This is a genomic window from Aeromicrobium sp. Root472D3 (assembly GCF_001426485.1).
In the GTDB taxonomy this organism is placed as follows: domain Bacteria; phylum Actinomycetota; class Actinomycetes; order Propionibacteriales; family Nocardioidaceae; genus Aeromicrobium.
Genome location: NZ_LMET01000001.1, coordinates 1,264,889 through 1,289,437, shown reverse-complemented (window position 1 = coordinate 1,289,437; position 24,549 = coordinate 1,264,889). Strand labels below are relative to the sequence as shown.

General features: G+C 68.7%; 38 protein-coding genes and 1 pseudogene. 3 read left to right on the top strand and 36 right to left on the bottom strand.

Annotated features, from left to right (window positions below; genetic code table 11):
* Nucleotides 1-112: 112 nt before the first annotated feature.
* Nucleotides 113-715 (top strand): class I SAM-dependent methyltransferase, encoded by a 603-nt coding sequence (locus tag ASD10_RS06365; RefSeq protein WP_056606258.1) that lies wholly within the window; start codon nt 113-115, stop codon nt 713-715.
* Between the two features lie 49 nt (nt 716-764).
* Here ASD10_RS06365 and ASD10_RS06360 read toward each other — a convergent pair whose 3' ends face one another.
* The 10 genes from ASD10_RS06360 to ASD10_RS06315 all read right to left on the bottom strand — a co-directional run bounded on the left by ASD10_RS06360 (nt 765) and on the right by ASD10_RS06315 (nt 8,332).
* Entirely contained in the window at nt 765-1,823 is a 1,059-nt protein-coding gene (locus tag ASD10_RS06360; protein WP_056606255.1) for a cohesin domain-containing protein, read from the bottom strand.
* 53 nt (nt 1,824-1,876) lie between these two features.
* Nucleotides 1,877-3,697, bottom strand: coding sequence for an amidase family protein (locus ASD10_RS06355; protein ID WP_056606252.1), 1,821 nt, complete (start codon nt 3,695-3,697; stop codon nt 1,877-1,879).
* 215 nt (nt 3,698-3,912) lie between these two features.
* A complete protein-coding gene (gene rplQ / locus ASD10_RS06350) occupies nt 3,913-4,485 on the bottom strand; it encodes a 50S ribosomal protein L17 (protein ID WP_056606248.1) in 573 nt (190 codons plus the stop codon).
* A 50-nt stretch (nt 4,486-4,535) separates the two neighbouring features.
* The gene (locus ASD10_RS06345) at nt 4,536-5,546 is read right to left on the bottom strand and encodes a DNA-directed RNA polymerase subunit alpha (RefSeq protein WP_056606245.1); all 1,011 of its coding nucleotides are present in this window, start codon (nt 5,544-5,546) and stop codon (nt 4,536-4,538) included.
* An 88-nt stretch (nt 5,547-5,634) separates the two neighbouring features.
* The gene (gene rpsD / locus ASD10_RS06340; RefSeq protein ID WP_056606243.1) at nt 5,635-6,243 is read right to left on the bottom strand and encodes a 30S ribosomal protein S4; all 609 of its coding nucleotides are present in this window, start codon (nt 6,241-6,243) and stop codon (nt 5,635-5,637) included.
* Between the two features lie 42 nt (nt 6,244-6,285).
* Nucleotides 6,286-6,681 (bottom strand): 30S ribosomal protein S11, encoded by a 396-nt coding sequence (gene rpsK / locus ASD10_RS06335; protein WP_056606241.1) that lies wholly within the window; start codon nt 6,679-6,681, stop codon nt 6,286-6,288.
* Nucleotides 6,682-6,687: 6 nt separating this feature from the next.
* On the bottom strand, nt 6,688-7,056 hold the full coding sequence (rpsM, locus tag ASD10_RS06330) for a 30S ribosomal protein S13 (RefSeq protein ID WP_056606237.1): 369 nt from the start codon (nt 7,054-7,056) through the stop codon (nt 6,688-6,690).
* 196 nt (nt 7,057-7,252) lie between these two features.
* A complete protein-coding gene (gene rpmJ, locus ASD10_RS06325) occupies nt 7,253-7,366 on the bottom strand; it encodes a 50S ribosomal protein L36 (RefSeq protein WP_056606235.1) in 114 nt (37 codons plus the stop codon).
* 51 nt (nt 7,367-7,417) lie between these two features.
* The gene (infA, locus tag ASD10_RS06320) at nt 7,418-7,639 is read right to left on the bottom strand and encodes a translation initiation factor IF-1 (protein WP_007078610.1); all 222 of its coding nucleotides are present in this window, start codon (nt 7,637-7,639) and stop codon (nt 7,418-7,420) included.
* Nucleotides 7,640-7,849: 210 nt separating this feature from the next.
* Entirely contained in the window at nt 7,850-8,332 is a 483-nt protein-coding gene (locus ASD10_RS06315; protein WP_056606232.1) for an Lrp/AsnC family transcriptional regulator, read from the bottom strand.
* A gap of 156 nt (nt 8,333-8,488) precedes the next feature.
* Here ASD10_RS06315 and ddaH point away from each other — a divergent pair, with 156 nt between their 5' ends.
* On the top strand, nt 8,489-9,361 hold the full coding sequence (gene ddaH / locus ASD10_RS06310) for a dimethylargininase (RefSeq protein WP_235501770.1): 873 nt from the start codon (nt 8,489-8,491) through the stop codon (nt 9,359-9,361).
* A 79-nt stretch (nt 9,362-9,440) separates the two neighbouring features.
* Nucleotides 9,441-11,288 carry a CHAP domain-containing protein gene (locus ASD10_RS06305; protein WP_056606225.1) on the top strand — a complete coding sequence of 616 codons (1,848 nt, stop codon included), beginning with the start codon at nt 9,441-9,443 and terminating at the stop codon, nt 11,286-11,288.
* 10 nt (nt 11,289-11,298) lie between these two features.
* Here ASD10_RS06305 and ASD10_RS06300 read toward each other — a convergent pair whose 3' ends face one another.
* The 26 genes and pseudogenes from ASD10_RS06300 to rpsJ form a co-directional block, all read right to left on the bottom strand.
* A complete protein-coding gene (locus tag ASD10_RS06300) occupies nt 11,299-11,676 on the bottom strand; it encodes a hypothetical protein (RefSeq protein WP_056606222.1) in 378 nt (125 codons plus the stop codon).
* Nucleotides 11,677-11,680: 4 nt separating this feature from the next.
* A complete protein-coding gene (gene map, locus ASD10_RS06295) occupies nt 11,681-12,517 on the bottom strand; it encodes a type I methionyl aminopeptidase (protein WP_192167559.1) in 837 nt (278 codons plus the stop codon).
* Between the two features lie 13 nt (nt 12,518-12,530).
* Entirely contained in the window at nt 12,531-13,094 is a 564-nt protein-coding gene (locus ASD10_RS06290; protein ID WP_056606216.1) for an adenylate kinase, read from the bottom strand.
* Between the two features lies 1 nt (nt 13,095).
* A pseudogene (locus tag ASD10_RS19320) lies at nt 13,096-13,522 on the bottom strand (preprotein translocase subunit SecY); the annotation flags it as partial.
* A 1-nt stretch (nt 13,523) separates the two neighbouring features.
* The coding region (locus tag ASD10_RS06285) for a preprotein translocase subunit SecY (protein WP_235501769.1) at nt 13,524-14,340 on the bottom strand (817 nt) is incomplete at its 3' end.
* A 127-nt stretch (nt 14,341-14,467) separates the two neighbouring features.
* Nucleotides 14,468-14,908, bottom strand: a complete 441-nt coding sequence (gene rplO, locus ASD10_RS06280; RefSeq protein WP_056606211.1) for a 50S ribosomal protein L15 — start codon at nt 14,906-14,908, stop codon at nt 14,468-14,470.
* Nucleotides 14,909-14,910: 2 nt separating this feature from the next.
* Nucleotides 14,911-15,093, bottom strand: coding sequence for a 50S ribosomal protein L30 (gene rpmD / locus ASD10_RS06275; RefSeq protein WP_056606208.1), 183 nt, complete (start codon nt 15,091-15,093; stop codon nt 14,911-14,913).
* Entirely contained in the window at nt 15,093-15,710 is a 618-nt protein-coding gene (rpsE, locus tag ASD10_RS06270; RefSeq protein ID WP_056606204.1) for a 30S ribosomal protein S5, read from the bottom strand. Before rpsE ends, rpmD begins: the two co-directional genes overlap by 1 nt.
* A 49-nt stretch (nt 15,711-15,759) precedes the next feature.
* Nucleotides 15,760-16,143 (bottom strand): 50S ribosomal protein L18, encoded by a 384-nt coding sequence (gene rplR, locus ASD10_RS06265; protein WP_056606200.1) that lies wholly within the window; start codon nt 16,141-16,143, stop codon nt 15,760-15,762.
* A gap of 3 nt (nt 16,144-16,146) precedes the next feature.
* Complete coding sequence (gene rplF / locus ASD10_RS06260) at nt 16,147-16,689, bottom strand: 50S ribosomal protein L6 (protein WP_056606197.1); 543 nt, start codon at nt 16,687-16,689, stop codon at nt 16,147-16,149.
* Nucleotides 16,690-16,703: 14 nt separating this feature from the next.
* Nucleotides 16,704-17,111: a 30S ribosomal protein S8 gene (gene rpsH, locus ASD10_RS06255; protein ID WP_056606194.1), complete on the bottom strand. Its 408-nt coding sequence runs from the start codon at nt 17,109-17,111 to the stop codon at nt 16,704-16,706.
* A 120-nt stretch (nt 17,112-17,231) separates the two neighbouring features.
* Nucleotides 17,232-17,417 carry a type Z 30S ribosomal protein S14 gene (locus ASD10_RS06250; protein WP_056209415.1) on the bottom strand — a complete coding sequence of 62 codons (186 nt, stop codon included), beginning with the start codon at nt 17,415-17,417 and terminating at the stop codon, nt 17,232-17,234.
* A gap of 1 nt (nt 17,418) precedes the next feature.
* Nucleotides 17,419-17,997 (bottom strand): 50S ribosomal protein L5, encoded by a 579-nt coding sequence (rplE, locus tag ASD10_RS06245; RefSeq protein WP_056606190.1) that lies wholly within the window; start codon nt 17,995-17,997, stop codon nt 17,419-17,421.
* A gap of 1 nt (nt 17,998) precedes the next feature.
* Nucleotides 17,999-18,361, bottom strand: a complete 363-nt coding sequence (gene rplX, locus ASD10_RS06240; protein ID WP_056606188.1) for a 50S ribosomal protein L24 — start codon at nt 18,359-18,361, stop codon at nt 17,999-18,001.
* Between the two features lies 1 nt (nt 18,362).
* The gene (rplN, locus tag ASD10_RS06235) at nt 18,363-18,731 is read right to left on the bottom strand and encodes a 50S ribosomal protein L14 (RefSeq protein ID WP_056209423.1); all 369 of its coding nucleotides are present in this window, start codon (nt 18,729-18,731) and stop codon (nt 18,363-18,365) included.
* A 10-nt stretch (nt 18,732-18,741) separates the two neighbouring features.
* On the bottom strand, nt 18,742-19,029 hold the full coding sequence (gene rpsQ / locus ASD10_RS06230) for a 30S ribosomal protein S17 (protein WP_056606185.1): 288 nt from the start codon (nt 19,027-19,029) through the stop codon (nt 18,742-18,744).
* Nucleotides 19,026-19,250, bottom strand: a complete 225-nt coding sequence (rpmC, locus tag ASD10_RS06225) for a 50S ribosomal protein L29 (RefSeq protein WP_056606182.1) — start codon at nt 19,248-19,250, stop codon at nt 19,026-19,028. Before rpmC ends, rpsQ begins: the two co-directional genes overlap by 4 nt.
* A complete protein-coding gene (rplP, locus tag ASD10_RS06220; RefSeq protein ID WP_056606181.1) occupies nt 19,250-19,669 on the bottom strand; it encodes a 50S ribosomal protein L16 in 420 nt (139 codons plus the stop codon). Before rplP ends, rpmC begins: the two co-directional genes overlap by 1 nt.
* Nucleotides 19,669-20,508, bottom strand: a complete 840-nt coding sequence (gene rpsC / locus ASD10_RS06215; protein ID WP_056606178.1) for a 30S ribosomal protein S3 — start codon at nt 20,506-20,508, stop codon at nt 19,669-19,671. The genes rplP and rpsC overlap by 1 nt, the downstream gene beginning before the upstream one ends.
* Nucleotides 20,508-20,966 (bottom strand): 50S ribosomal protein L22, encoded by a 459-nt coding sequence (rplV, locus tag ASD10_RS06210; protein ID WP_082556053.1) that lies wholly within the window; start codon nt 20,964-20,966, stop codon nt 20,508-20,510. Before rplV ends, rpsC begins: the two co-directional genes overlap by 1 nt.
* Nucleotides 20,963-21,244 carry a 30S ribosomal protein S19 gene (gene rpsS / locus ASD10_RS06205; protein WP_056606173.1) on the bottom strand — a complete coding sequence of 94 codons (282 nt, stop codon included), beginning with the start codon at nt 21,242-21,244 and terminating at the stop codon, nt 20,963-20,965. Before rpsS ends, rplV begins: the two co-directional genes overlap by 4 nt.
* 23 nt (nt 21,245-21,267) lie before the next feature.
* Nucleotides 21,268-22,095, bottom strand: a complete 828-nt coding sequence (gene rplB, locus ASD10_RS06200; protein ID WP_056606170.1) for a 50S ribosomal protein L2 — start codon at nt 22,093-22,095, stop codon at nt 21,268-21,270.
* A gap of 13 nt (nt 22,096-22,108) precedes the next feature.
* Entirely contained in the window at nt 22,109-22,414 is a 306-nt protein-coding gene (gene rplW, locus ASD10_RS06195) for a 50S ribosomal protein L23 (RefSeq protein ID WP_056606167.1), read from the bottom strand.
* The gene (gene rplD, locus ASD10_RS06190; protein WP_056606164.1) at nt 22,414-23,415 is read right to left on the bottom strand and encodes a 50S ribosomal protein L4; all 1,002 of its coding nucleotides are present in this window, start codon (nt 23,413-23,415) and stop codon (nt 22,414-22,416) included. Before rplD ends, rplW begins: the two co-directional genes overlap by 1 nt.
* Before the next feature lie 5 nt (nt 23,416-23,420).
* A complete protein-coding gene (gene rplC, locus ASD10_RS06185; protein ID WP_056606159.1) occupies nt 23,421-24,077 on the bottom strand; it encodes a 50S ribosomal protein L3 in 657 nt (218 codons plus the stop codon).
* Between the two features lie 16 nt (nt 24,078-24,093).
* The gene (gene rpsJ, locus ASD10_RS06180) at nt 24,094-24,402 is read right to left on the bottom strand and encodes a 30S ribosomal protein S10 (RefSeq protein WP_012923688.1); all 309 of its coding nucleotides are present in this window, start codon (nt 24,400-24,402) and stop codon (nt 24,094-24,096) included.
* Between the last annotated feature and the right edge of the window lie 147 nt (nt 24,403-24,549).

Below are 24,549 nucleotides of genomic sequence, written 5' to 3'. Positions count from 1 at the left end.
CCGATGTCCGGGACGGCAACGGTGCCGGCCTCACACGGGTATACCCATCGGGAGGCGTCCGCGTTGACGATCCGCCGGACTTTCTTCGTCGGAGCACTGGGAGACTGGCGTCGTGGCAGACCACTACTTCGACCGGACCCCCTCCAGCGACGACCGCCGCCAGGACGTCACGGCCGTCGTCTGGGGGCGCGAGCTGACCTTCACGACGGCCAGTGGCGTGTTCTCGCACGGCGGTCTCGACAAGGCCACCGCGGTGCTGCTGGGCGCGAGCACTCCCCCGACGTCCGGGGTCGTGCTGGACCTCGGCTGCGGGTGGGGTCCGATCGCGTGCTCGGTCGCGGCCGCCCCCGCCGACGACCCGGCCGGCCGCACGGTCTGGGCCGTCGACGTCAACGAGCGGGCGCTCGAGCTGACCCGGCTCAACGCCGAGCGCCTCGGCGCCGACGTCCGGGCCGTCCTGCCCGACGAGGTGCCAGACGACCTGGTCGTCGACCACCTCTGGTCGAACCCCCCGATCCGCATCGGCAAGCAGGCCCTGCACGACCTCCTGCTGCGGTGGCTGCCCCGCCTCTCACCCGACGGCACGGCCCGGCTCGTCGTGGGCCGCAACCTCGGTGCGGACTCGCTGCAGCGCTGGCTGGGCGAGCAGGGGTGGCCCACCACCCGCATCGGCAGCGAGAAGGGCTTCCGCCTCCTCGAGGTGCGCCGCCCCTGAGCGCACCGCGGCGCCCGCCACCTCGCGGTGACGGGCGCCGGCGGCACGGCTAGCGCCTGACGCGGATCCTCACCGAGTCGGTGCTGGCGCCGAACCCCTTCGACGGGACGAACCTGACGGCCAGGGTGTGCCGTCCCCCGACCTCCGGACGGAACGTGATCGTCGCCCGGCCGTCGACCAGCGCGACGCGCTGGCGGACGGTCCTGCCTCGGTACGTGTACGTCAGCGTGCCGGTCGGCACGACTCCCGGTGCCGAGACCCGGACCTTCGTCGTCAGCTTCCGCCCGGGCTTCAGCGTCCGGGGACTCGCCGACAGCGACGTCCGCGTCGACGCCCTCGCCACGACCGCGCTGCTCGCCGTCGCGGTGCCGGTCTCGTACCCGGTCCTCGACGCCGTCACGCCGAGCGTCACCGAGTCACCCGCGGCGGACGCCGGCACCCTGAACGTCGGACCCGTCGCACCCGCGACGGGCACACCCGCCACGGACCACTGGTAGGCGAACTGCAGGCCGTCGACGTCCCAGCGACCGGGGTCGCCGGCCAGGACCGATCCGACCCTCGCCGTCCCGGAGATGCTCGGGGCCGACGTCGCGACGGGCGCGGCCTTCCTGGCGATCGCGAGCCGGGCCGAGCCGACGACCGGGGTCGTCGTGCTCGACGCCGAGCTCGTCACCGACGTCAGGTCGCTCGCCGTGACGGTCGCGGTGCCGTCGGCGATCGCGGTGAACGTCGCGGTGACCAGGGTGACGTCGTCGCCCGTCGTCGCGGGTGAGGTGCCGAGCTTGGTGTGCGTCACGACGACCTCGCCGGGCGTCTGCCGCTCGTACGTCGCGCCGCTGATCTCCGTGCCGGCACTGTCGCCCACGTAGGCGAGCAGCGCCGGGTCGTAGCCGAGCTCCATCGAGTACGCGTAGACGTCCTCGATGCGGTCGGCGGCCACCGCGACCTCGACGCGGTCGCCGATCGTGACGGTCGCGTCGGAGACCGTGACGGCGTACGGCTGCTCGTCGTCGGCCGCGGCGCCCGTGGCCGCCAGCGCACCGAGCGCCAGGGCCAGGGCGGTGCCGGCGGCCGCCACCGCGGCACCTCGCTGCGTGATCGCGCTCATGGATCGGTCCTGCCTTCCTCGGGTGGTCGTCGCTGCGGTCGTGCCGGGGCGCCTCATCGGGTCAGCCCCGGGTAGCTGGCCGGCGTCGTGCGGTGGTGCGTCGCCTGCTCGTAGGCGTACGTCAGGCCGATCAACGGGCCCTCGGAGTAGTTGCGTCCGAGGAACTCGAGGTTGACGTTGGCGCCGACGATGGGGTTGGTGCCGTCGGTCGCGACCGCCTGGCCCATCGGCACCGTCACGGCGGGCATGCCGCTGTTGGGGCTCAGCCGCAGGTTCGTGCCGATCGTCCCGTAGGTCGAGCCCGTCGGGTAGATCAGGGCGTCGATCCGGTTGTCGTCGAGGATCTTGGTCATGATCGCCTCGCCGTTGGCGATCTCGGCGCGGTGGGTCGCGATGTACGTCTGGTACTGCTCCTCGGTGACCCTGGCGCGGGCCGTGTAGGTCCCGTTGCCCGATCCGTCGGCCGATCCACGGCCCGTCACGACCTTGCCGGACCGCGCGATCTGGTCGAGCGAGCGGTAGGGCACGTCCTTGCCCAGGTGGTCGTCGATGTAGGTCTGCAGGTCGTGCCGGAACTCGTTGGTGCTGCCGCTGGCGTACCCGCCGACGGTCGAGAGGCTGTCGGTCAGCACGACGACCTCGGCGCCCTGGGCCCGCAGGTCCGCGACGGCCTGGTTGAACAGCCGCACGACGGTCGCGTTCGTCCCGATCGTGCTCTGCATGTAGCCCAGGCGCTTGCCCTTGAGCGCCGTCGGGTCGAGGTACGACGTGTAGGACGCCGGGATCCTGCCGTTCGACTCGGACGTGATCGGGTCGGCCGGATCGGCGCCCGCGACGGCGTCGAGGGCGACGGCCGCATCGGTGACGGACCGCGCCATGGGCCCGCCGGTGTCCTGCGACAGCGCGAGCGGCACGATGCCGGACCGGCTCGTGAGTCCGACCGTGGGGCGGATGCCGACGAGCTGGTTGTACGACGACGGGACCCGGATGGAGCCTCCCGTGTCGGTGCCGAACCCGATCGCGCCGAGGTTGCTCGAGATCGACGCCCCCGTGCCGCCGCTCGATCCGCCCGACGTCTGGTTCAGGTTGTAGGGGCTGTAGACCGAGGTCGTGGTGCCACCGACGGAGATCTGCGAGGTCAGGTTGATCGCGAACTCGTCCATGCTGGCCTTGGCCAGGATCACGGCTCCCTCGTCGCGCAGCTCGGCGACCATCGTGGCGTCGTCCGAGGTCTGGTTGGCCTCGAACGCGCCGGATCCGGCGGTCGTGGGCATGTCCTTGGTGTCGTAGTTGTCCTTCAGCACGATCGGGATGCCGTCGAGCATGCTGCGGGGGCCGCCGCGGGCGGTGCGGGCCGCGTCGCTGGCCGCCGCGGCCGTCAGCGCGTCCGGGTTGGTCGTGATGATCGAGTTCAGGTAGCGGTTCGCGAACTGCGCGAAGGGCAGCTTGTCGTACGTCGCGATGCGTTCGAGGTAGTCCCGGGTCAGCTCGACCGAGCTCGTGACGCCGGCGTTCATGGCCTTCTGCATGTCGACGGCTGACGCCTCGACGAGCTCGAACGGGCCGTCGTCGTAGAGGATGCGCTGCGAGAGCCGCGTGACGTCCGCGAGCGTGATGGTCGCGTCGCCGTCGTAGTCGGCCGCCGACACGGCGTCCCAGCCCGCATCGGCCGAGCCGGTGCCGACCGCGGCCGTCAGCCGGTCGAGGTCGGTCCGGTCGACCTGCGAGTCGCCGGTCAGGTCTCCCTGCGTGTAGTACGGGGCCAAGAAGCCGGCCGACGGGGCCTTCTCCTCGGCCGATGCCGCGCCGGTGGCGAGCCCCGTGCCGATCATGGCGAGCGCTGCCGTGCTCACGAGGGCGGCGCGGCGCCGCATCGCTGTGGTGTGTGGTCTCACGTGGGTCCTCTGGTCGTCTCGTACGTCCCCGAAGGGGGAACCGTACGAGCGCGAGGTTGCCCGCACGTTTCGTCCGACGACCTGGCACCCGCGCGCGACGACCGCGGGTGTAACGATCTAGTTTCACGGCGCCCGGCCGGACGCACGAACGCCCGTCACCTCGCGGTGACGGGCGTTCGTGGTGGGGCGGGTGACTACTTGGCGTCGTCCTCGGCCGGGGCGTCGGTCGAGCTCTCGACCGTCTCGGCTGCCGCGGGGGCGTCCTCGGAGGCCTCGACCACGTCGTGATCGGTGCCGAGGTCGTCGGACGGGGCGTCCTCGTCGGCGACGACGGGGGTCTGCTCGGCCTCGACCGGAGCAGCCTCGCGCGAGGCGGACTTCTTCGGCATCTGGTTCTGGGCGCCGAACTCCTTGGCCTCCACGATCTCGATGACGGCCATGGGGGCGTTGTCGCCCTTGCGCGGCGCGACCTTCGTGATGCGCGTGTAGCCGCCGGGACGGGTCGCCATGGCGGGACCGATCTCGGTGAACAGCGTGTGCAGGATGCTCTTGTCACGGATGACCTTGACGACCTGGCGGCGGTTGGCCACCGTGTCGGTCTTGGCCTTGGTGATGAGCGACTCCGCGTAGGGGCGCAGACGGCGGGCCTTGGCCTCGGTCGTCGTGATCTTGCCGTGCTCGAACAGGTTCTGCGCGAGGTTGGCCAGGATCAGGCGCTGGTGAGCCGGGCTACCGCCGAGGCGGGGTCCCTTGGTGGGGGTGGGCATGGTGTGTCTCCAGAATCAATCGGGCTGAGGTGCCGTGGTCGGGCAGTACGTCAGTACTGCTCGTCCTCGGCGAAGCTGGCGTCGTCGTCGTAGGCGTCGATGGCCGCGGTCGGGTCGAACCCGGCCGGGCTGTCCTTGAGCGCGAGACCCATCTCGTTGAGCTTGGCCTTGACCTCGTCGATCGACTTGGAACCGAAGTTGCGGATGTCGAGCAGGTCCTGCTCCGAGCGCGTGATGAGCTCGCCCACGGTGTGGACGCCCTCGCGCTTGAGGCAGTTGTACGACCGCACCGTGAAGTTGAGGTCCTCGATCGGCAGGGCCAGGTCGGCGGCGAGCTGCTCGTCGACGGGGCTGGGGCCGATGTCGATGCCCTCGGCCTCGACGTTGAGCTCGCGGGCCAGGCCGAACAGCTCGACCAGGGTCGAGCCGGCCGACGCGATGGCGTCGCGGGGAAGGATCGACTTCTTGGTCTCGACGTCGATGACGAGCTTGTCGAAGTCGGTGCGCTGCTCGACGCGGGTGGCCTCGACCTTGTACGTCACCTTGAGGACCGGCGAGTAGATCGAGTCGACCGGCATGCGGCCGATCTCTTCGTCACCGGACTTGTTCTGCACGGCCGAGACGTAGCCGCGGCCACGCTCGACGACGAGCTCGATCTCGATCTTGCCCTTGGCGTTCAGGGTCGCGATGTGCAGATCGGGGTTGTGGACCTCGACACCGGCCGGGGGCTGGATGTCGGAGGCCATCACGGCGCCCTCACCCTCCTTGCGGAGGTACATCACGACGGGCTCGTCGTTCTCGGACGAGACGACGAGCTCCTTGAGGTTCAGGATGATCTCGGTGACGTCCTCGGTCACGCCGGGGATCGTCGAGAACTCGTGCAGGACACCGTCGATCTTGATCGAGGTGACGGCCGCACCGGGGATCGACGACAGCAGCGTGCGACGCAGCGAGTTGCCGAGGGTGTAGCCGAAGCCGGGCTCGAGGGGCTCGATGACGAACCGCGAACGGAACTCGTCGACGACCTCTTCGGACAGGGCGGGGCGCTGGGCGATCAGCATGTGGTGTTTCCTTTCCGGGCCGACCTCTATTTGAAGGCTCGGGTCGCGCGCTGGTCACCCCTGCAGGGGTGACCAGCGACTGGGGGGATCAGATCTTGGAGTAGAACTCCACGATCAGCTGCTCCTGGATCGGAACCGTGATCTGCTCGCGAACGGGCTGGGCGTGGACGAGGATGCGTCCGCGCTCGGGGGCGACGTCGATCCAGCCGGGGACCGTGTCCTTGTCGTGGGTCTCACGCGCGACGATGAACGGCGTGGTCTCCAGCGACTTGGGCTTGACGTCGATGATGTCGTGCTTGCTCACCTGGAACGACGGGATGTCGGTCTTGACGCCGTTGACGATGAAGTGCCCGTGGTTGACGAGCTGACGGGCGTGACGACGCGTGCGGGCGAAACCGGCCCGGTAGACGACGTTGTCGAGGCGCGACTCCAGGATCTGGAGCAGGTTGTCACCGGTCTTGCCGGGACGACGCGACGCGAGCTCGTAGTACTTGCGGAACTGCTTCTCGAGCACTCCGTAGGTGTAGCGCGCCTTCTGCTTCTCGAGCAGCTGGTTGCGGTACTCCGACTCCTTGACGCGCGCGCGGCCGTGCTGGCCGGGAGGGTAAGGACGCTTCTCGAAAGCAGCGTCACCACCGACGAGGTCGATGCCGAGACGGCGCGACTTCTTGGTGAGAGGTCCGGTGTAACGGGCCATGGGTGATAACTCCTAGGACTGTGTGTTCAGGGCAAGCGGTCGTCAGAGACGACGGTGCTTGGGGGGACGGCAGCCGTTGTGGGGGCTGGGGGTCACGTCGGAGATGGTGCCGACCTCGAGGCCGACTCCGCTCAGCGACCGGATCGCCGTCTCGCGGCCCGAACCGGGGCCCTTCACGAAGACGTCGACCTTCTTCATCCCGTGCTCCATCGCCTGGCGACCGGCCGACTCGGCGGCCATGCCGGCCGCGAACGGAGTCGACTTGCGCGAGCCCTTGAATCCGACGGTTCCGCCGGAGGCCCAGGAGATCACGGCACCGGTGGGATCGGTGATCGTGACGTGGGTGTTGTTGAACGTGCTCTTGATGTGGGCTTCGCCCGCAGCGACGTTCTTCTTTTCCTTGCGGCGGACCTTCTTGCCAGCTGACTTAGGAGGCATGCGCTATCACTTCTTCTTTCCGGCGACGGTGCGCTTGGGGCCCTTGCGGGTGCGCGCGTTGGTCTTGGTGCGCTGGCCACGAACGGGCAGGTGCGCACGGTGGCGACGGCCCTGGTAGCTGCCGATCTCCATCTTGCGGCGAATGTCTGCCGTGACCGTGCGACGCAGGTCGCCCTCGGTCTGGTAGTTCGCCTCGATGTGATCGCGGAGCGCTACGAGGTCGTTGTCGTCGAGCTCGTGGACTCGCTTGTCCGGGCTGATGCCGGTTGCTGCGAGGGTCTCGGTGGCGCGGGTGCGGCCGATGCCGAAGACGTACGTGAGTGCGATCTCGATGCGCTTTTCGCGCGGGAGGTCGACTCCTACGAGGCGTGCCATGTAGGCGATTCCTTCCGTTCTGCGAGGTGTGGTCACCTGATGCGTCCCGGCTGCCTCCCAGGTCTTCGGTGACCTGGAGCCGGGCCCCGGCCTACGCTTCCGGGGGTGACCCGCCGCGGTCCGGTCGGGTGGACCGGGTGCGACGGGAGCGTTCAGATGTTGCGTGCTGCTCTTGCTGTGAAGCGGATGTGCCTGCTCAGCCCTGGCGCTGCTTGTGGCGCGGGTTCTCGCAGATCACCATGACGCGGCCGTGGCGACGGATCACCTTGCACTTGTCACACATCTTCTTCACGCTCGGGTTGACCTTCATCGAGATTCTCTCTCTTGGGGATCGATGCGTGGATGTTGAGGTGGAGCGGTCTTACTTGTAGCGGTAGACGATGCGTCCGCGGGAGAGGTCGTACGGCGAAAGCTCCACCACGACCCGGTCCTCGGGAAGGATGCGGATGTAGTGCTGACGCATCTTGCCGCTGATGTGCGCGAGGACCTTGTGACCGTTGGCCAGCTCCACACGGAACATCGCGTTGGGAAGAGCCTCGACCACGGCACCTTCCATCTCGATGACGCCTTCTTTTTTCGCCATGACCTCTTCTTTGGTTGCACTGCCTGTGATGTCACTGTGATGCTGTGTGGCTCCGGCCGGGACGCACCCCGCACGCCGCCGGAGCGGGTGTCGTGACATGGGTGTGCGCGCCTGAAAAGGCCGACTCCCGATTCTACGCCCACGGGGGCGGCAGACTCAAATCGCCCCGGCCCCCGCGTCCGCGACCGGCAGGCTCCCCGGGTCCTGCTGTCAGCCGGCTGGGACCTCGTCGGGAGGTCTGAACCCCGCCTGGCCGGGGCCGTGGCGGTCGATCAGGCGCGACAGGACGATCGCGGTCTCGGTGCGGTCGACGTTGTCGGTCTCGACCCGGACGCGCTCGAGCGCCCGCTCGAGATCCCGCACGTCCTTGGCCACGATGTGCAGGATCGCGTCGGCGGCGCCCGAGACCGTCGCCGCGGCGTGCACCTCCGGCACGCGGCCGAACGCCGCGCGCAGCTCGTCGGGCGAGATCGTGCCCTTGCAGTGCACCTCGACGTAGGCCTCGGTCGTCCAGCCGACCAGGTGCGGGTCGAGGATCGCGGTGAACCCGGCGATCACGCCGTCGGCGACCAGCCGGTCCATGCGCCGCTTCACCGCGGGCGACGACAGGCCGATGCGGTCGCCGATCGCGGCGTAGGTGGCCCGGCCGTCCTCGAGCAGGCATCCGATGAGCTGGCGGTCGAGATCGTCCATGAGACCAGTCTTGCAAGAATCCTTCATCGGTTCCATCACTACGCAAGATATCGCTGCACCGAAGGGCATTTCGGATTCGTCGGCGTCCGCCCGCCGCCCCTACGCTGGGTCCATTGCGCAGAGTCACTGCCTGAGCTCACCCCCGGAGGCCTCACCTTGACCGTTCTCGACACCCGATCAGCAGCAGCCCCCCTCCCCGTCGAGGCGATCCGCGCACCGCGCCCCCGCCACTACCTGATGTGCACGCCGTCGCACTTCGAGGTCGCGTACGCGATCAACCCGTGGATGGACGTCACCGTGCCGGTCGACGTCGATCGGGCACGCCTGCAGTGGGAGGTCCTGCGCAACACGTACCTGAGCCTCGGGCACCGCGTCGACCTGATCGACCCGCTGCCCGGCCAGCCCGACATGGTCTTCGCCGCCAACGGTGGCCTGGTCATCGGCGGACGGGCGTACGGCGCCAAGTTCCGCCACCCCGAGCGCGCCGCCGAGGGCGGCGCCTACGCCGCGTGGCTGACGGCCAACGGCTACCACGTGACCGAGCCCGGCCGCACCAACGAGGGCGAGGGCGACTTCCTGGCGCTCGGCTCGATGGTCCTGGCCGGGACGGGCTTCCGCACGTCGCTCGAGGCGCACATCGAGGCCGCCGACGCCCTCGACCGTCCGGTCGTCTCGCTCGAGCTCGTCGATCCGCGGTTCTACCACCTCGACGTCGCGATCGCGATCCTCGACGACGGCAACGGCCAGGCCCCCGCGGACATCGCGTACTTCCCCGGCGCGTTCAGCCGGCACAGCCAGCGGACGCTGCGCGACCTGTTCCCCGACGCGATCATCTGCTCCGAGGCCGACGCCCTCGTGCTGGGGCTCAACGCCGTCAGCGACGGGCACCACGTCGTGCTGCCGACGGCCGCCACGGAGCTGGCCGCGAGCCTGCGCGACCGGGGCTACACCCCCGTGCCGGTCGACCTCGGCGAGTTCATCAAGTCCGGCGGGAGCGTCAAGTGCTGCACGATGGAGATGCACCGCTGACGACGGTCCGGGGCGGGTCCGCACGATGATCTCGCCTCATCGAGTCACACGCGCCCCATCCGTCACGTAGAGTGTCGGCGTGTCGCACACCCGGATCGCACTCGTCGTGCTATTTTTCGCCGCCCTGCTCGTGCCGATCGCTCCGGCGCAGGCGGCGTACACCGTGCTGTGCACGACGTACACGGGGTGCAGCGGCAAGGGCTACTCGCACGCGGGCTACGCCTCGGCCAGGAACACGAGCTACTGGAACATGTACACCGGCACCAACTGCACCAACTACGTCGCGTACCGGCTCATCACGACCAACGGCATGTCGACCAAGCGCCCCGCGCCCGGCGTCGGCAACGCCCGCGACTGGGGCACCGCGATGGCGTCGGTGACCGACTCCAAGCCCGCGGTCGGCGCCGTGGCGTGGTGGGGCAAGACCGGCAACCACGTCGCCTACATCGAGAAGGTCGTCTCCTCGACCGAGATCTGGGTGTCGGAGTCCAACTGGAGCGGGGCCTTCGACTGGCGCAAGATCACCAAGGACGGCAAGGGCTGGCCCGACGGGATCATCCACTTCACGCCCCCGGCCCCCGCCAGCACGTCCCAGCCGGCGATCAACGGCGCGCCCACGGTCGGCAGGTCGGTGAGCGCGTCCGTCGGCTCGTGGAACCCCACCCCCGACAGCTACGGGTACCAGTGGCTGCTCGACGGCTCGCCCGTCGCGGGGGCCACCGCCAAGACGTTCGCCCCGACGTCGTCGATGCTCGGACGCTCCCTGAGCGTCCAGGTCTCGGGCTACCGCTCGGGCTCACCCGCCGTCCGCACGGTGTCGGCGCCCGCGGTGGTGTCCCCCGGCACCCTGACGTCGACGGTGGCGCCGTCGGTCACCGGCAGCGCGAAGGTCGGCCAGACGCTGACCGCGTCGCCCGGCACCTGGTCCCGCAAGGACGCCGTGCTCACCTACCAGTGGTTCTCCGGCGCGACCGCCGTCAACGGGGCGACCGGCTCGACGTACGCCGCTCGGTCGGCCGACGCCGGCCGGGCCCTGGTCGTCCAGGTGACGGCCACGCGCGCCGGCTACACCTCGGCGACGGCCGTCTCGCGGCCCACCGCCGCCGTCGCCGCGGGCACCCTCACCCGATCGTCCGCGCCGGGCATCAGCGGGACCCCGCGGGTCGGCTCGCCGCTCACCGCGTCGCCCGGCTCGTGGTCGCCCACCGTCACCGCGTCGTACCAGTGGCTCGCCGGCGGCACCGCCGTCTCGGGAGCCACGGCGCAGACCTTCACACCCACGAGCCGCCAGCGCGGCCAGACGATCCGCGTGCGGGTCACGGCCAAGCGCCCGGGCTTCGCCTCGCGGACGGCCACCTCGTCGTCGACGTCGGCGGTCGCCACCGGACGCATCACGCTGTCGTCCGGCCCCCGCATCACCGGCTCCCCCGGCGTCGGGACGGTCCTCAGCGTCTCGCCGGGCACCGTGTCGCCCTCCGGCGCCTCGGTCCGCTACCAGTGGCTGCGCGACGGCAGGGCCATCTCGGGCGCCACGGGGCGCACCCGCAAGGTGTCGAAGACCGACGTCGGACGGCGCCTGTCGGCCACCGTCACCTACAAGGCCTCGGGGTACACGGCCCTGACCGCGACGACGCCGGCCGTCCGCAGGACCCGCACGGCGTCGTCGATGTCCGTCAGGGCCGTCGCCGGCGGCAGCGGCCGGATCGCGTTCACCGTCACGGTCAGGGCGACCGGCTCGGCGCCGCTGTCGGGATCGCTCACGGTCGTCGACCCGGCCGGCCGCACCCGTGCCGTCAAGGTCACCAAGGGGCGCGCGACGTTCACGCTGACCCGACAGGCGACCGGCCGTCAGACGTACCGGCTCGGCTACGGCGGCACCTCGCGCGTCGCCTCGACCGAGAAGACCAAGACCCTCACGGTGCGCTGACGCCGCGGCGTCACTCCTCGGAGTCGAACAGCACCTTCCAGGAGCCGTCCACGCGCTCGACCTGCCACGTCTCGGCGTCCTGGCCCGCCCCGAGGTCGGCCGTGACCGACGAGCTGTCGTCGACGACCTCGCCGGCCGACAGCGACACGTCGTCGAGGTCGACGCCGTCGTCGGCATAGCTGCCGCGCAGCGTCCCGACCTGCTCGCAGTCGACCAGGTCGGGCGTCACCACGACGTCCTGCACGTCGGGGCAGCTGCCGTCCTCGAGGGCCGCCATCAAGCGCGAGACGGCGTCCTCGGGGCTCGTGGCCCCCGACCCCGCGTCGGATCCGCAGGCGCTCGCCAGCAGCAGCGCGACGGTGGCGGCTGGTGCGGCGAGGATCCTCATCCGGTCAGTGTCCCCCATAGGGCACGCCCAGCGCAGCCAGTCGCTCACGGCCGCCGTCGAGCGCCGTCAGCACCCACGTCCCGGTGTCGGTCAGCGTGAAGGTGTGCTCGAAGTGCGCCGCCCGCGAGCCGTCGGTCGTCACGACGGTCCAGTCGTCGGCCAGCGTGCGGGTGGCACCACCGCCGAGGGTCACCATCGGCTCGACGGCCAGGGCCATGCCCTTCACGAGCTTGGGACCGCGCCGCGGACGTCCGTAGTTGGGCACGTCGGGCGCCTGGTGCATCGCCGAGCCGATGCCGTGGCCCGTGTAGCCCTCGACGATCCCGTAGTCTCCGGCGGCGTCGACGGCGGTCTCGATCGCGTGGCTGATGTCGCCCACGCGGCCACCCAGCGCGGCCGCCGCGATGCCGCGCCACATCGCGTCCTCGGTGACGCGCATCAGGGCGGCGACGTCATCGGGCACCTCGCCGATCGCGATGGTCGTCGCGGCATCGCCGTGCCAGCCGTCGACGATCGCCCCGCAGTCGATCGAGATGATGTCGCCGTCGCGCAGCACCCGGGAGCCGGGGACGCCGTGCACGACCTCGTCGTTGACCGACGTGCAGATGACGCCGTCGAAGCCGCCCTCGCCCGAGGGGCCGTGCGCGCCGTAGTGCAGGAAGTTCGACGTGGCGCCCGCGTCGAGGATGTGCTGGTGCGCCATCGCGTCGAGGTCACGGGTCGTCATGCCGGCCCGCGCCTCGGCGCGGAGCAGCTCGAGGGTGCGTCCCACGACCAGGCCGGCCTCGCGCATCGTGGCGATCTGGTCGGGGGTCTTGATCTCGATGCCGCGGTCGAACATCAGCGGCCCGAGCCTACGACGGGAGGGCGGCGTCGATGCGGCGCGAGACCTCGTCGACCTCGCCGACGCCGTCGACCTTGATCAGCAGACCGCGCGATCCGTAGACCTCGAGCAGCGGGGCCGTCTCGGCGGTGTAGACCTCCTGGCGGTGCCGCACGACGTCCTCGGTGTCGTCGACCCGACCGGACGTCTCGGCGCGCTTGAGCAGCCGCTGGATGAGCTCCTCGGGATCGACGACGAGCTCGATGACGCCGTCGAGCGGTGCGCCCAGCTCGGCGAGGATGCCGTCGAGCGTCGAGACCTGGTCGACCGTGCGCGGGTACCCGTCGAGGATGAACGCCTCGGTCGCGTCGGACTGGGCCAGACGGTCCTTGACCATCGCGTTGGTGACCTCGTCGGGCACGTACTCGCCCGCGTCCATGAAGCGCTGGGCGGTCTGCCCGAGCTCGGTCTGGTCGCGGACGTTCGCACGGAAGATGTCGCCCGTCGAGATGTGCGCCCCACCGATGCGCTCGGCCAGTCCGACGGCCTGTGTTCCCTTGCCCGCCCCCGGCGGGCCCATGATGAGGAGTCGCATTTTACTTCAGGAACCCTTCGTAGTTGCGCTGCTGCAGCTGGCTCTCGATCTGCTTGACCGTGTCGAGGCCGACGCCGACGATGATCAACAGCGTCGTGCCGCCGAACGGGAAGTTCTGACTGGCCCCGATCGCCGCGATGGCGATCATCGGGATCAGCGCGATCAGGCCGAGGTACAGCGCACCGGGAGCCGTGATGCGGCTCAGCACGTAGCCCAGGTAGTCCTGGGTCGGGCGACCAGCACGGATGCCGGGGATGAAGCCGCCGTACTTCTTCATGTTGTCGGCGACCTCCTCGGGGTTGAAGGTGATCGACACGTAGAAGTACGTGAAGAACACGATCAGCAGGAAGAACGTCGCCATGTACAGCGGGTGGTCGCCCTTGACGAAGTTGTCGTTGATCCAGGTGGCCCATGGCGCACCCGAGTTGNCCTGGTTGACCTTGAGCGGGATGTACGTCGAGGAGCCGCCGAACATGCGACGCCCGACCATGCGCTTGGCGTACTGCACCGGGATGCGGCGCTGCGCCTGCTCGATGAAGATCACCGCGGCGACGATGACCAGGCCGATCGCGATGACCGCGACGAAGGTCGTCCAGCCCTTGGTCTGCTTGATCTGCCACATGGCGCCCGGGAACGTCGCGACGACCTGCGTGAAGATCAGGATCGACATGCCGTTGCCGACACCGCGGTCGGTGATGAGCTCGCCCAGCCACATGATCACGGCGGTTCCGGCGACCATCGTCAGCACGATCAGCAGGAACGACAGGATGCTGTCGGGGTTGTAGAGCAGGGGGCGGCCCTGCTCGGCGCCGCCGAACAGGTTGCCGCTGCGGGCCAGCGCGACGATGCCGGTCGCCTGGAGGATCGCCAGGCCCAGCGTCAGGTAGCGCGTGTACTGCGTGATCTTGGTCTGCCCGGCCTGGCCCTCCTTCTTGAGGGCCTCGAGCCGAGGGATCACCACGACGAGCAGCTGCAGGATGATGCTCGCGGTGATGTAGGGCATGATGCCCAGCGCGAACACCGTCAGCTGCAGCAGGGCACCGCCGGAGAAGACGTTGATCAGCGCGAACAGGCTGCTGTTCTCACCCGTCGAGGCGGCCTGGACGGCGTCCTGGACGTTGCCGACGTTGATGCCCGGCGCGGGCATCGTCGAGCCGAGTCGGAACAGGACGATGACGAACAGGACGAAGAGGATCTTCTTCCGCAGGTCGGGCGTCCGGAAGGCGTGGACGAAGGCGCTGAGCACCGTGATCCTCCTCGTGCACTTGCGTGCGTGGGTAGAACGGACAAAAGCGGGCTCTCGCCCGCGGTGTGACTCTAACAGTCACCCAGAACGGCGGAACCCTCCGAGGGAGGATTCCGCCGTTTCAGGATCACAGCACGGTGGTGGAACCGCCGGCTGCTTCGATCTTGCTCTTGGCCGAGGCGGAGAACTTGTTCGCCGTGACCTGGACCTTGACGGTGATGTCGCCCTGTCCGAGGACCTTGACCGGACGACCCTTGCGGACCGCTCCGTTGGCGACCAGCGACGCGACGTCGATGTCACCACCATCGGGGTAGAGCTCGTTGATGCGGTCGAGGTTGACGACCTGGTACTCCTCGCGGAACGGGTTCTTGAACCCCTTCAGCTTCGGCAGTCGCATGTGGATGGGAACCTGTCCACCCTCGAAGCCGGCGGGAACCTGGTAGCGGGCCTTGGTGCCCTTGGTTCCGCGTCCGGCCGTCTTGCCCTTCGAGGCCTCACCGCGACCCACGCGGGTCTTGGCGGTCTTGGCTCCGGGGGCGGGGCGCAGGTGGTGCAGCTTGAGCGCCATGATCAATCAACCTCCTTGAGGTCCACGAGGTGCGGGATGGACTCAGCCATGCCGCGGATCTCCGGACGGTCTTCCTTGACGACGACGTCACCGATCCGCTTGAGACCCAACGAACGCAGCGTCTCGCGCTGGTTGGGCTTGCGGCCGATGCCCGACTTGATCTGGGTGACCTGGATCTTCGCCATCAGACACCCGCTCCGGCGTCAGCCTTGGCCTTGGCCTCGGCGATGCCTTCCTTGCCGGCCCGCAGCAGGGCCGCCGGGGCGACCTGCTCGACCGTCAGGCCGCGACGCGATGCGACGTCCTCGGGCGACTCGAGCAGGCGCAGGGCCGCCACGGTCGCGTGGACGATGTTGATCGCGTTGGACGAGCCCAGCGACTTGCTGAGGACGTCGTGGACGCCAGCAGCCTCGAGCACGGCGCGCACCGGGCCACCGGCGATGACACCGGTACCGGGCGATGCGGGACGCAGGAAGACGACACCGGCCGCCTTCTCGCCCTGCACCGGGTGCGGGATCGTGCCCTGGATCCGGGGGACGCGGAAGAAGGACTTCTTGGCCTCTTCGACACCCTTGGAGATCGCGGTGGGAACTTCCTTGGCCTTGCCGTAGCCGATGCCGACCTGACCGTCGCCGTCGCCGACGATCACGAGGGCGGTGAAGCTGAAGCGACGACCACCCTTGACGACCTTGGCGACACGGTTGATCGTGACGACCTTCTCGATGTACTGCGACTTCTCGGCGCCGCGACCGTTGTCACGGCCCCGTCCGCCTCCGCCTCCGCGGCGCTGCTGCCCGCTCATGCGGCACTCCTCACGATTGAGAGAATTTCAGTGGTGTTGACCTTCGTCATCAGAACTCCAGTCCGCCCTCGCGGGCGCCGTCGGCCAGAGCCGCGACGCGTCCCGCGTACTTGTTGCCGGCGCGGTCGAAGACCACGGTGGCGACACCGGCGGCCTTGGCGCGGTCGGCCACGAGCTCGCCGACACGCTTGGCCTTGGCGGTCTTGTCACCGTCGAGCCCGCGCAGGTCGGCCTCCATCGTGGACGCCGATGCCAGCGTGTGTCCCTGGAGGTCGTCGACGACCTGGGCCACGAGGTGCTTGTTGGAGCGGGTGACGACGAGGCGCGGACGCTCGGCCGAGCCGTGGATCTTCTTGCGACCACGGATCTGGCGGCGCAGACGCGATGCCGTACGACCCTTGACGCTCTTGTTGTGCCTGATCGAGATAGCCATGGACTACTTACCAGCCTTTCCGACCTTGCGACGCACGTGCTCGCCGGCGTAACGGACGCCCTTGCCCTTGTAGGGCTCGGGCTTGCGGATCTTGCGGATGTTCGCGGCGACCTCACCGACGGCCTGCTTGTCGATGCCGATGACCGAGAACGCGGTGGGCTTCTCGACGGCGAACGTGATGCCCTCGGGCGCCTTGACGACGACCGGGTGGCTGAACCCGAGCGCGAACTCGAGCTCGGTCGGGCCCTTGAGCGCGACGCGGTAACCGACGCCGACGATCTCGAGCTTCTTCTCGTATCCCTCGGTGACGCCGACGACCATGTTGCTGATCAGCGTGCGCGAGAGGCCGTGGAGGGCCTTGCTCTTGCGCTCGTCGTTGGGACGCTCGACGGACAGTGCGCCGTCCTCGTCCTTGGCGACCGTGATCGGCTCGGCGATGGTGTGCGACAGCTCGCCCTTGGGGCCCTTGACGCGGATGTCCTGGCCCTCGATGGTGACCTCGACGCCGGACGGGATCGTGACGGGAATCTTGCCGATGCGTGACATGTGTCAGACCCCTCTCACCAGACGTAGGCGAGGACTTCTCCGCCTACGCCCTTCTGGTTGGCCTGGCGGTCCGTGAGCAGACCCTGGCTGGTCGAGATGATGGCGACACCGAGTCCGCCGAGCACCTTGGGAAGTCCGGTCGACTTCGCGTAGACGCGAAGGCCCGGCTTGCTGATGCGGCGGATGCCGGCGATCGAGCGCTCGCGGTGCGGGCCGTACTTGAGGGTGATGGTCAGCGTCTTGCCGACCTCGCCCTCGGCGGGCTCGGCGACGTCGATCGACGTGATGTAGCCCTCCTGCTTCAGGATCTCGGCGACGCCGGCCTTCAGCTTGGAGTAGGGCATGGCCACGCTGTCGTGGTACGCCTGGTTGCCGTTGCGGACACGCGTGAGCATGTCTGCGATCGGATCGGTCATTGTCATTGCATGTGTTCCATTTCTCGCCGCGGTTTCCGTCTCGTCCTCGGGCTGTCGAGCGAGCTCGACGGGAGTGGGAGGGGACCTACGACGTGTGAGGGGTATGTGGTGCCGAGAGGCCTGGTGCTACCAGGAGCTCTTGGTGATGCCCGGCAGCTCGCCGCGGTGCGCCATCTCGCGCAGGCAGATGCGGCACAGGCCGAACTTCTTGTACACCGAGCGGGGACGGCCGCACCGCTGGCAGCGGGTGTAGCCGCGCACGGCGAACTTGGGCTTGCGCGCGGCCTTGACCTTGAGACCAGTCTTCGCCATGTCAGTTCTCCTTGTAGGGGAAGCCGAGCAGCTTGAGCAGCGCGCGCCCCTCGTCGTCGTTGGCCGCCGTCGTGACGACCGTGATGTCCATGCCGCGCGAGCGGTCGATCTTGTCCTGGTCGATCTCGTGGAACATGACCTGCTCGGTCAGACCGAACGTGTAGTTGCCGCGGCCGTCGAACTGCTTGGGGCTCAGGCCGCGGAAGTCGCGGATGCGGGGCAGCGCGAGCGTCAGCAGACGGTCGAGGAACTCCCACATGCGGTCGCCGCGCAGCGTGACGTGCGTGCCGATCGGCATGCCCTCGCGCAGCTTGAACTGGGCGATGGACTTGCGGGCCTTGGTGACCTGCGGCTTCTGTCCCGTGATGGCGGTGAGGTCGCGGATCGCGCCCTCGATCAGCTTGCCGTCGCGGGCGGCCTCGCCGACGCCCATGTTGACGACGATCTTGGTGAGGCCGGGAACCTGCATCACGTTGTCGTAGCCGAACTGGTCACGCAGGGCCGGGAGGATCTCCTCGCGGTACCGCGTCTTCAGACGCGGTGCGGCCGTGGCGGTCGTGGTGGTGGTGTCGTCTGCCATGTCAGATCTCCTTTCCGGTCTTCTTGGCGATGCGGACGCTGCGCTGGGCCGAGTAGGTCGAGCCGTCGGGACGCGTCTTGGTGACGTCGTCGCGGCGGTAGCCGACACGGGTCGGCTCCTTGTCGGCGAGCAGCATGACGTTCGAGATGTGGATCGGCGCCTCGCTCGTGATGATGCCGCCCGAGCCGACGCCACCAGCCTGCGAGGGCTTGGTGTGGCGCTTGACGCGGTTGACGCCCTCGACGATGACGCGATCGTGCTCGGCGAGGACCTCGATGACCGAACCGGTCACGCCCTTGTCCTTGCCGGCGATGACCTTGACCTGGTCACCCTTGCGAATGCTGACGGTGCCTTTGCGGGCCATGTCAGAGCACCTCCGGTGCGAGAGAGATGATGCGCATGAACTTCTTGTCGCGAAGCTCACGGCCGACGGGGCCGAAGATGCGCGTGCCGCGCGGGTCTCCGTCCGCCTTGAGGATGACGGCTGCGTTCTCGTCGAACTTGATGTACGAACCATCGGGACGACGGCGCTCCTTGACGGTGCGCACGACGACAGCCTTGACGACATCGCCCTTCTTGACGTTTCCGCCGGGGATGGCGTCCTTCACGGTGGCGACGATCGTGTCGCCGATGCCCGCGTAACGACGGCCCGAGCCACCGAGGACACGGATGCAGAGGATTTCCTTCGCACCGGTGTTGTCGGCGACCTTGAGTCGAGACTCCTGCTGAATCATCTGTCGTCTCCTACTTGGCCTTCTCGAGGATCTCGACGATGCGCCAACGCTTGGTCGCCGAGAGCGGACGGGTCTCCATGATCAGGACCCGGTCGCCGATGCCGGCAGCGTTGGACTCGTCGTGAGCCTTGAGCTTGATGTTGCGTCGCAGGACCTTGCCGTAGAGCGCGTGCTTGACGCGGTCCTCGACGTTGACCACGACGGTCTTGTCCATCTTGTCGCTGACGACGAGACCCTCACGGGTCTTGCGCGCGGTGCGATCGTTGGTCACTGTCTCTGCCTTCTTGTCGTCGCTCATGCCTCTGCCCCCTCGACGATGCCGAGCTCGCGCTCACGCATCACGGTGTAGATGCGGGCGATGTCCTTGCGGACCGCGCGCAGGCGGGCGGTGTTGTCGAGCTGACCCGTGGCGTTCTGGAAGCGCAGGTTGAACAGCTCTTCCTTGGACTCGGCCAGCTTCTCGGCCAGGTCCTCGGCGCTCACGGCGCGCAGCTCGGCGGCGGTGGTCACTGCAGCCATCACAGGTCACCTGTCTCTCGGGAGATGAAGCGTGCCTTCATGGGCAGCTTGTGGATCGCGAGGCGCGTGGCCTCGCGGGCGGTCTTCTCGTCGACGCCGGACAGCTCGAACATGACGCGGCCGGGCTTGACGTTCGCGACCCACCACTCGGGCGAGCCCTTGCCCGAACCCATGCGGGTCTCGGCGGGCTTCTTGGTCAGCGGGCGGTCGGGGTAGATGTTGATCCACACCTTGCCGCCACGCTTCATGTGACGCGTCATGGCGATACGAGCGGACTCGATCTGGCGGTTCGTCACGTACGCAGCGCTGATGCACTGGATGCCGAAGTCGCCGAACGCCAGCTCGGTGCCACCCTTGGCGGCGCCGCGACGAGCGGGGTGGTGCTGCTTGCGGTACTTGACCCTACGGGGCATCAACATCAGGAACCCTCCCCTGCAGGAGTAGCGGCGACGGCCTCGGCGGGTGCCTCGGCCGGAGCGGCAGCAGCGGCGTCGGTCGCGGCGGGAGCGGCCTCGTCGCGAGCGGGACGCTCGGGACGACGCGCGCCACCGGCGGCTCCGCCACGGGCGGGACGACGGTTGCTGCCGGGCGCGGCTGCGCGCTTGGCCGCCTCGGCCTCACGCTCGGCGCGGGTGCCCGCGACCTCGCCCTTGTAGATCCAGACCTTCACGCCGATGCGGCCGAAGGTCGTCTTGGCCTCGTAGAAGCCGTAGTCGACGTCGGCGCGGAGCGTGTGCAGGGGCACGCGGCCCTCGCGGTAGAACTCCGAGCGCGACATCTCGGCGCCACCGAGGCGGCCCGAGCACTGGATCCGGATGCCCTTGGCGCCCGAACGCATCGTCGACTGCATGGCCTTGCGCATCGCGCGACGGAACTGCACGCGACCCGAGAGCTGCTCGGCGACGCCCTGGGCCACCAGCTGCGCGTCCATCTCGGGGTTCTTGACCTCGAGGATGTTCAGCTGCACCTGCTTGCCCGTGAGCTTCTCGAGGTCGCCGCGGATGCGGTCGGCCTCGGCGCCACGGCGGCCGATGACGATGCCGGGACGAGCGGTGTGGATGTCGACGCGGACACGCTCACGCGTGCGCTCGATCTCGACACGGCTGATGCCCGCGCGGTCCATGCCCTTGGTGAGCATCTTGCGGATCTGGACGTCCTCACCGACGTAGCTCTTGTAGAGCTTGTCGGCGTACCAACGGCTCTTGTGATCGGTGGAGATGCCGAGTCGGAACCCGTGAGGGTTGATCTTCTGTCCCACTATCGGTTCCCGCCCTTCTTCTTGGAGTTCTTGGAGGCAGCGGCGAGGCGCTTGCCCTCGACGAAGTCGGCCGGCTGGACGACGACGGTCAGGTGGCTGCTGCGCTTGAGGATGCGGTTGGCCGCACCCTTGGCGCGCGGACGCCAGCGCTTCATCGTCGGACCCTCGTCGACGTGGACCGTCGTGATGATCAGCGAGGAGCGGTCGAGGCCCTCGGTCGACTCGGCGTTGGCAGCAGCGCTGTCGACGAGCTTGTAGAAGACCTCGGCGACGGCCTGCGGCGCGAACTGCAGGGTGGCCAGGGCGTTGTCCACGGACTCGCCGCGGATCAGGTCGCCGATGCGGCGCGACTTCTGCGCGGTGACGCGCACGAACCGCGCCACGGCGAACGCGCCGGGCTCGTCGCCCAGCAGGCGCTCGCGACGCGCGCTGATGTTCTCACGGGTAGCTGCACTCATCGCCTCTTCGCCTTCCGGTCGTCCTTCTCGTGACCGCGGAACGTGCGGGTCGGGGCGAACTCGCCCAGCTTGTGACCCACCATCGAGTCCGTGATGAACACGGGCACGTGCTTGCGGCCGTCGTGCACGGCGATCGTGTGTCCGATGAAGGACGGCAGGATCATCGAGCGGCGCGACCAGGTCTTGATCACGGTGTGCGTGTCGGCCGCGTTCTGGACGTCGACCTTCTTCTCGAGGTGCCCGTCAACGAACGGACCCTTCTTCAAACTGCGTGGCATATCGATTCTCTCCTGGTTCCGGCTCAGCGGCCGGACTTGCGGCGGCGGACGATCTGGGAGTCGCTGGCCTTGCGCTTGCGCGTGCGGCCCTCCGGCTTGCCCCACGGGGAGACGGGGTGACGTCCACCGGACGTCTTGCCCTCACCACCACCGTGCGGGTGGTCGACCGGGTTCATGGCGACACCACGGACGGTCGGGCGCTTGCCCTTCCAGCGGTTGCGGCCTGCCTTGCCCCAGTTGATGTTGGACTGCTCGGCGTTGCCGACCTCGCCGATCGTGGCGCGGCAGCGGACGTCGACGTAGCGCATCTCGCCGGAGGGCAGACGCAGCTGAGCCTTGGCGCCCTCCTTCGCGACGAGCTGGACGCGGACGCCGGCCGAACGGCCCATCTTCGCGCCGCCACCGGGGCGGAGCTCGATGTTGTGCAGCAGCGTTCCGACGGGGATGTTGCGCAGCGGCAGGTTGTTGCCGACCTTGATGTCGGAGCCGACGCCGGCCTCGACGGTCATGCCCTGCTTGAGACCCTCGGGCGCGATGATGTAGCGCTTCTCGCCGTCCGCGTAGTGCAGGAGCGCGATGCGCGCCGTGCGGTTGGGGTCGTACTCGATGTGGGCGACCTTCGCGGGGACGCCGTCCTTGTCGTAGCGACGGAAGTCGATGATGCGGTAGGCGCGCTTGTGTCCGCCACCCTGGTGCCGCGTCGTGATCCGGCCCTGGTTGTTGCGGCCACCCTTCTTGGGCAGCGGCTCCACCAGGGACTTCTCCGGCGTGGTGCGGGTGATCTCGGCGAAGTCGGCGACGCTGGAGCCTCGGCGGCCCGGCGTGGTCGGCTTGTACTTGCGAATAGCCATGTGTCCTCAGTCCTCAGGCGCTCGGCGTCGAGAAGATGTCGATGCTCTGACCGGCAGCGACACTGACGATTGCTCGCTTCGTGTCCTTGCGCTTGCCAAGACCCGACTTGGTGCGACGGGTCTTGCCCTTGCGGTTGAGCGTGTTGACCGCGGTGACCTTGACGCCGAAGATCTTCTCGACGGCGATCTTGATCTCCGTCTTGTTGGCGTCGGGGTGCACCACGAACGTGTACTTGTTGTCGTCGAGCAGGCCGTAGCTCTTCTCGCTGACGACCGGCGCGATCAGAACGTCGCGGTGGTCCTTGTAGATCGTGCTCATCAGGCGTCTCCTGCCTTCGTGAAGCCGGCGGCCTCGGCCGTCTCGGCGGAGTCGAACCAGACCTCGGCGACCGTCGAGTCGTACCACTGGGTGTCGGGCTCGTGGTACTTCATCGAGTCCTCGTTGCCCTTGATCTCGTGGCCCTTGGGAGCGTTGCCGCTCTTGAGGGGCGCCTTCGAGCCCGGACCGTAGGGCTGCGTCGCGGTGCCCGTCGCCTTGGCCGGCTTGGCCTCGGCGGCCGGGGCCTCGTCGGCCTCGGCGGCGGGGGTCTCGACGACCGTGGCCGCAGCGGCCTTCTTGGCGGGCGTCTTCTTGGCGGCAGCCTTCTTGGGAGCGCCGGGAGCCTTGTCGTTCTTGGACACCTCGGTCGCGTGGGCGCTCAGCGAGACCGTCTCGACGCCCTCGGTCGAGCGCGCCGCCACGAAGGCGTCGAACGCGGCCTGCGTGAAGATCAGGTCGTCGGCCTTCAGCACGTCGTACGTGTTGAGCTGGTCGAACGTCAGGATGTTCGCGTGGTCGTGGTTGCGCAGGCTCAGCGCCGTCACGGTGTCGTCACGGTCGACGACGATCAGGACGCGGGGGCGCGGCGTGAGCTCGAGCAGCGTCGCCAGCGCGAGCTTCGTCGACGGCTTGTCGCCGCCCACGATGCTCTCGACGACGTGCAGGCGACCCGTGCGAGCGCGGTCCGAGAGGGCTCCGCGCAGGGCGGCGGCCTTCATCTTCTTGTTGGTGCGCTGCGAGTAGTCGCGCGGCGTCGGGCCGTGCACGATGCCACCACCGTTGTACTGGGGTGCGCGGATCGAGCCCTGACGGGCGCGGCCGGTGCCCTTCTGGCGGTAGGGCTTCTTGCCACCGCCGGACACCTCGCCCCGCGACTTGGTGCTGTGCGTGCCCTGGCGAGCCGCCGCGAGCTGCGCGACGACGACCTGGTGGATCAGCGGGATGTTCGTCTGGACGTCGAAGATGTCGACGGGCAGCTGAGCGTCGATGGTGTTGACCATGATCGTCAGGCTCCCTTCACTGCAGAGCGGATGACGACGAGGGCACCCTTGGGGCCGGGAACCGCGCCCTTGATCAGGATGACGCCCTTGTCGGTGTCGACCGCGTGGACCTTGAGGTTCTGGGTGGTGACCTGCTCGGCACCCATGTGACCGGCCATGCGCAGACCCTTGAAGACGCGACCCGGGGTGGCGCAGCCACCGATCGAGCCGGGCTTGCGGTGGTTGCGGTGCGCGCCGTGCGAGGCGCCCACGCCGTGGAAGCCGTGACGCTTCATGACGCCGGCGAAGCCCTTGCCCTTGCTGGTCGCGGTGACGTCGACGACGTCGCCCGCGGCGAAGATCTCCGGGGAGATCTCCTGGCCCAGCGTGTAGTCGGAGATGGCCTCGGTGCGGATCTCGACGACGTGACGACGCGGCGTGACGCCGGCCTTCGCGAAGTGGCCGCTGACCGGCTTGTTGACCTTGCGGCCGTCGATCTCGCCGAAGCCGACCTGGACGGCGGAGTAGCCGTCGGTCTCACGCGTGCGGATCTGCGTGACGACGTTGGTGTCGGCGGCGATGACCGTGACGGGAATGATCTTGTTGTCGGCATCCCAGACCTGGGTCATGCCGAGCTTGCGGCCGAGGAGGCCGCGCGTGGTGGCTGTGCTGGTGTCGCTCATTGGTCGCTGGCTCCCCTCAGAGCTTGATCTCGATGTCGACGCCGGCCGGCAGGTCGAGGCGCATGAGCGAGTCGACTGTCTTGGGCGTCGGGTCAATGATGTCGATGAGACGCTTGTGCGTGCGCATCTCGAAGTGCTCGCGGCTGTCCTTGTACTTGTGCGGCGAACGGATCACACAGAACACGTTCTTCTCGGTGGGCAGCGGCACCGGTCCTGCGACCTTGGCGCCCGTGCGCGTCACCGTGTCGACGATCTTGCGCGCCGACGAGTCAATGACCTCGTGGTCGTAGGCCTTGAGCCGGATACGGATTTTTTGTCCCGCCATGCTCTCGCTTGTCCTTTACGTTCGTTCGCTTCGCAGTCTCGCCCCGGATCGAGGGAGAAGGGCTCCTCCCCACCGCCGACCCCCGAGGTCGGGCGTGTCGCGGCCGTTTGAAGAGCATGCGTCACACACGTGTCGAGTTAGGTGGTT

Excerpts from the sequence above, each read along its gene's own strand:
- ASD10_RS06360 (WP_056606255.1), bottom strand. The coding sequence starts at position 1,823 with ATGAGCGCGATCACGCAGCGAGGTGCCGCGGTGGCGGCCGCCGGCACC.
- ASD10_RS06355 (WP_056606252.1), bottom strand. The coding sequence starts at position 3,697 with ATGCGGCGCCGCGCCGCCCTCGTGAGCACGGCAGCGCTCGCCATGATC.
- rplQ (WP_056606248.1), bottom strand. The coding sequence starts at position 4,485 with ATGCCCACCCCCACCAAGGGACCCCGCCTCGGCGGTAGCCCGGCTCAC.
- ASD10_RS06345 (WP_056606245.1), bottom strand. The coding sequence starts at position 5,546 with ATGCTGATCGCCCAGCGCCCCGCCCTGTCCGAAGAGGTCGTCGACGAG.
- rpsD (WP_056606243.1), bottom strand. The coding sequence starts at position 6,243 with ATGGCCCGTTACACCGGACCTCTCACCAAGAAGTCGCGCCGTCTCGGC.
- rpsK (WP_056606241.1), bottom strand. The coding sequence starts at position 6,681 with ATGCCTCCTAAGTCAGCTGGCAAGAAGGTCCGCCGCAAGGAAAAGAAG.
- rpsM (WP_056606237.1), bottom strand. The coding sequence starts at position 7,056 with ATGGCACGCCTCGTAGGAGTCGACCTCCCGCGCGAAAAGCGCATCGAG.
- rpmJ (WP_056606235.1), bottom strand. The coding sequence starts at position 7,366 with ATGAAGGTCAACCCGAGCGTGAAGAAGATGTGTGACAAGTGCAAGGTG.
- infA (WP_007078610.1), bottom strand. The coding sequence starts at position 7,639 with ATGGCGAAAAAAGAAGGCGTCATCGAGATGGAAGGTGCCGTGGTCGAG.
- ASD10_RS06315 (WP_056606232.1), bottom strand. The coding sequence starts at position 8,332 with ATGGACGATCTCGACCGCCAGCTCATCGGATGCCTGCTCGAGGACGGC.
- ASD10_RS06300 (WP_056606222.1), bottom strand. The coding sequence starts at position 11,676 with ATGAGGATCCTCGCCGCACCAGCCGCCACCGTCGCGCTGCTGCTGGCG.
- map (WP_192167559.1), bottom strand. The coding sequence starts at position 12,517 with ATGTTCGACCGCGGCATCGAGATCAAGACCCCCGACCAGATCGCCACG.
- ASD10_RS06290 (WP_056606216.1), bottom strand. The coding sequence starts at position 13,094 with ATGCGACTCCTCATCATGGGCCCGCCGGGGGCGGGCAAGGGAACACAG.
- rplO (WP_056606211.1), bottom strand. The coding sequence starts at position 14,908 with ATGGCGCTCAAGCTGCACCACCTGCGCCCCGCCCCCGGAGCCAAGACC.
- rpmD (WP_056606208.1), bottom strand. The coding sequence starts at position 15,093 with ATGGCGAAGATCCAGGTCACCCAGATCAAGTCGGGCATCGGCCGCAAG.
- rpsE (WP_056606204.1), bottom strand. The coding sequence starts at position 15,710 with ATGAGCGGGCAGCAGCGCCGCGGAGGCGGAGGCGGACGGGGCCGTGAC.
- rplR (WP_056606200.1), bottom strand. The coding sequence starts at position 16,143 with ATGGCTATCTCGATCAGGCACAACAAGAGCGTCAAGGGTCGTACGGCA.
- rplF (WP_056606197.1), bottom strand. The coding sequence starts at position 16,689 with ATGTCACGCATCGGCAAGATTCCCGTCACGATCCCGTCCGGCGTCGAG.
- rpsH (WP_056606194.1), bottom strand. The coding sequence starts at position 17,111 with ATGACAATGACCGATCCGATCGCAGACATGCTCACGCGTGTCCGCAAC.
- ASD10_RS06250 (WP_056209415.1), bottom strand. The coding sequence starts at position 17,417 with ATGGCGAAGACTGGTCTCAAGGTCAAGGCCGCGCGCAAGCCCAAGTTC.
- rplE (WP_056606190.1), bottom strand. The coding sequence starts at position 17,997 with ATGGCAGACGACACCACCACCACGACCGCCACGGCCGCACCGCGTCTG.
- rplX (WP_056606188.1), bottom strand. The coding sequence starts at position 18,361 with ATGGCCCGCAAAGGCACCGTCAGCATTCGCAAGGGTGACCAGGTCAAG.
- rplN (WP_056209423.1), bottom strand. The coding sequence starts at position 18,731 with ATGATTCAGCAGGAGTCTCGACTCAAGGTCGCCGACAACACCGGTGCG.
- rpsQ (WP_056606185.1), bottom strand. The coding sequence starts at position 19,029 with ATGAGCGACGACAAGAAGGCAGAGACAGTGACCAACGATCGCACCGCG.
- rpmC (WP_056606182.1), bottom strand. The coding sequence starts at position 19,250 with ATGGCTGCAGTGACCACCGCCGCCGAGCTGCGCGCCGTGAGCGCCGAG.
- rplP (WP_056606181.1), bottom strand. The coding sequence starts at position 19,669 with ATGTTGATGCCCCGTAGGGTCAAGTACCGCAAGCAGCACCACCCCGCT.
- rplV (WP_082556053.1), bottom strand. The coding sequence starts at position 20,966 with ATGAGTGCAGCTACCCGTGAGAACATCAGCGCGCGTCGCGAGCGCCTG.
- rpsS (WP_056606173.1), bottom strand. The coding sequence starts at position 21,244 with ATGCCACGCAGTTTGAAGAAGGGTCCGTTCGTTGACGGGCACCTCGAG.
- rplB (WP_056606170.1), bottom strand. The coding sequence starts at position 22,095 with ATGGCTATTCGCAAGTACAAGCCGACCACGCCGGGCCGCCGAGGCTCC.
- rplW (WP_056606167.1), bottom strand. The coding sequence starts at position 22,414 with ATGAGCACGATCTACAAGGACCACCGCGACGTTCTGATCGCGCCGGTC.
- rplD (WP_056606164.1), bottom strand. The coding sequence starts at position 23,415 with ATGGTCAACACCATCGACGCTCAGCTGCCCGTCGACATCTTCGACGTC.
- rplC (WP_056606159.1), bottom strand. The coding sequence starts at position 24,077 with ATGAGCGACACCAGCACAGCCACCACGCGCGGCCTCCTCGGCCGCAAG.
- rpsJ (WP_012923688.1), bottom strand. The coding sequence starts at position 24,402 with ATGGCGGGACAAAAAATCCGTATCCGGCTCAAGGCCTACGACCACGAG.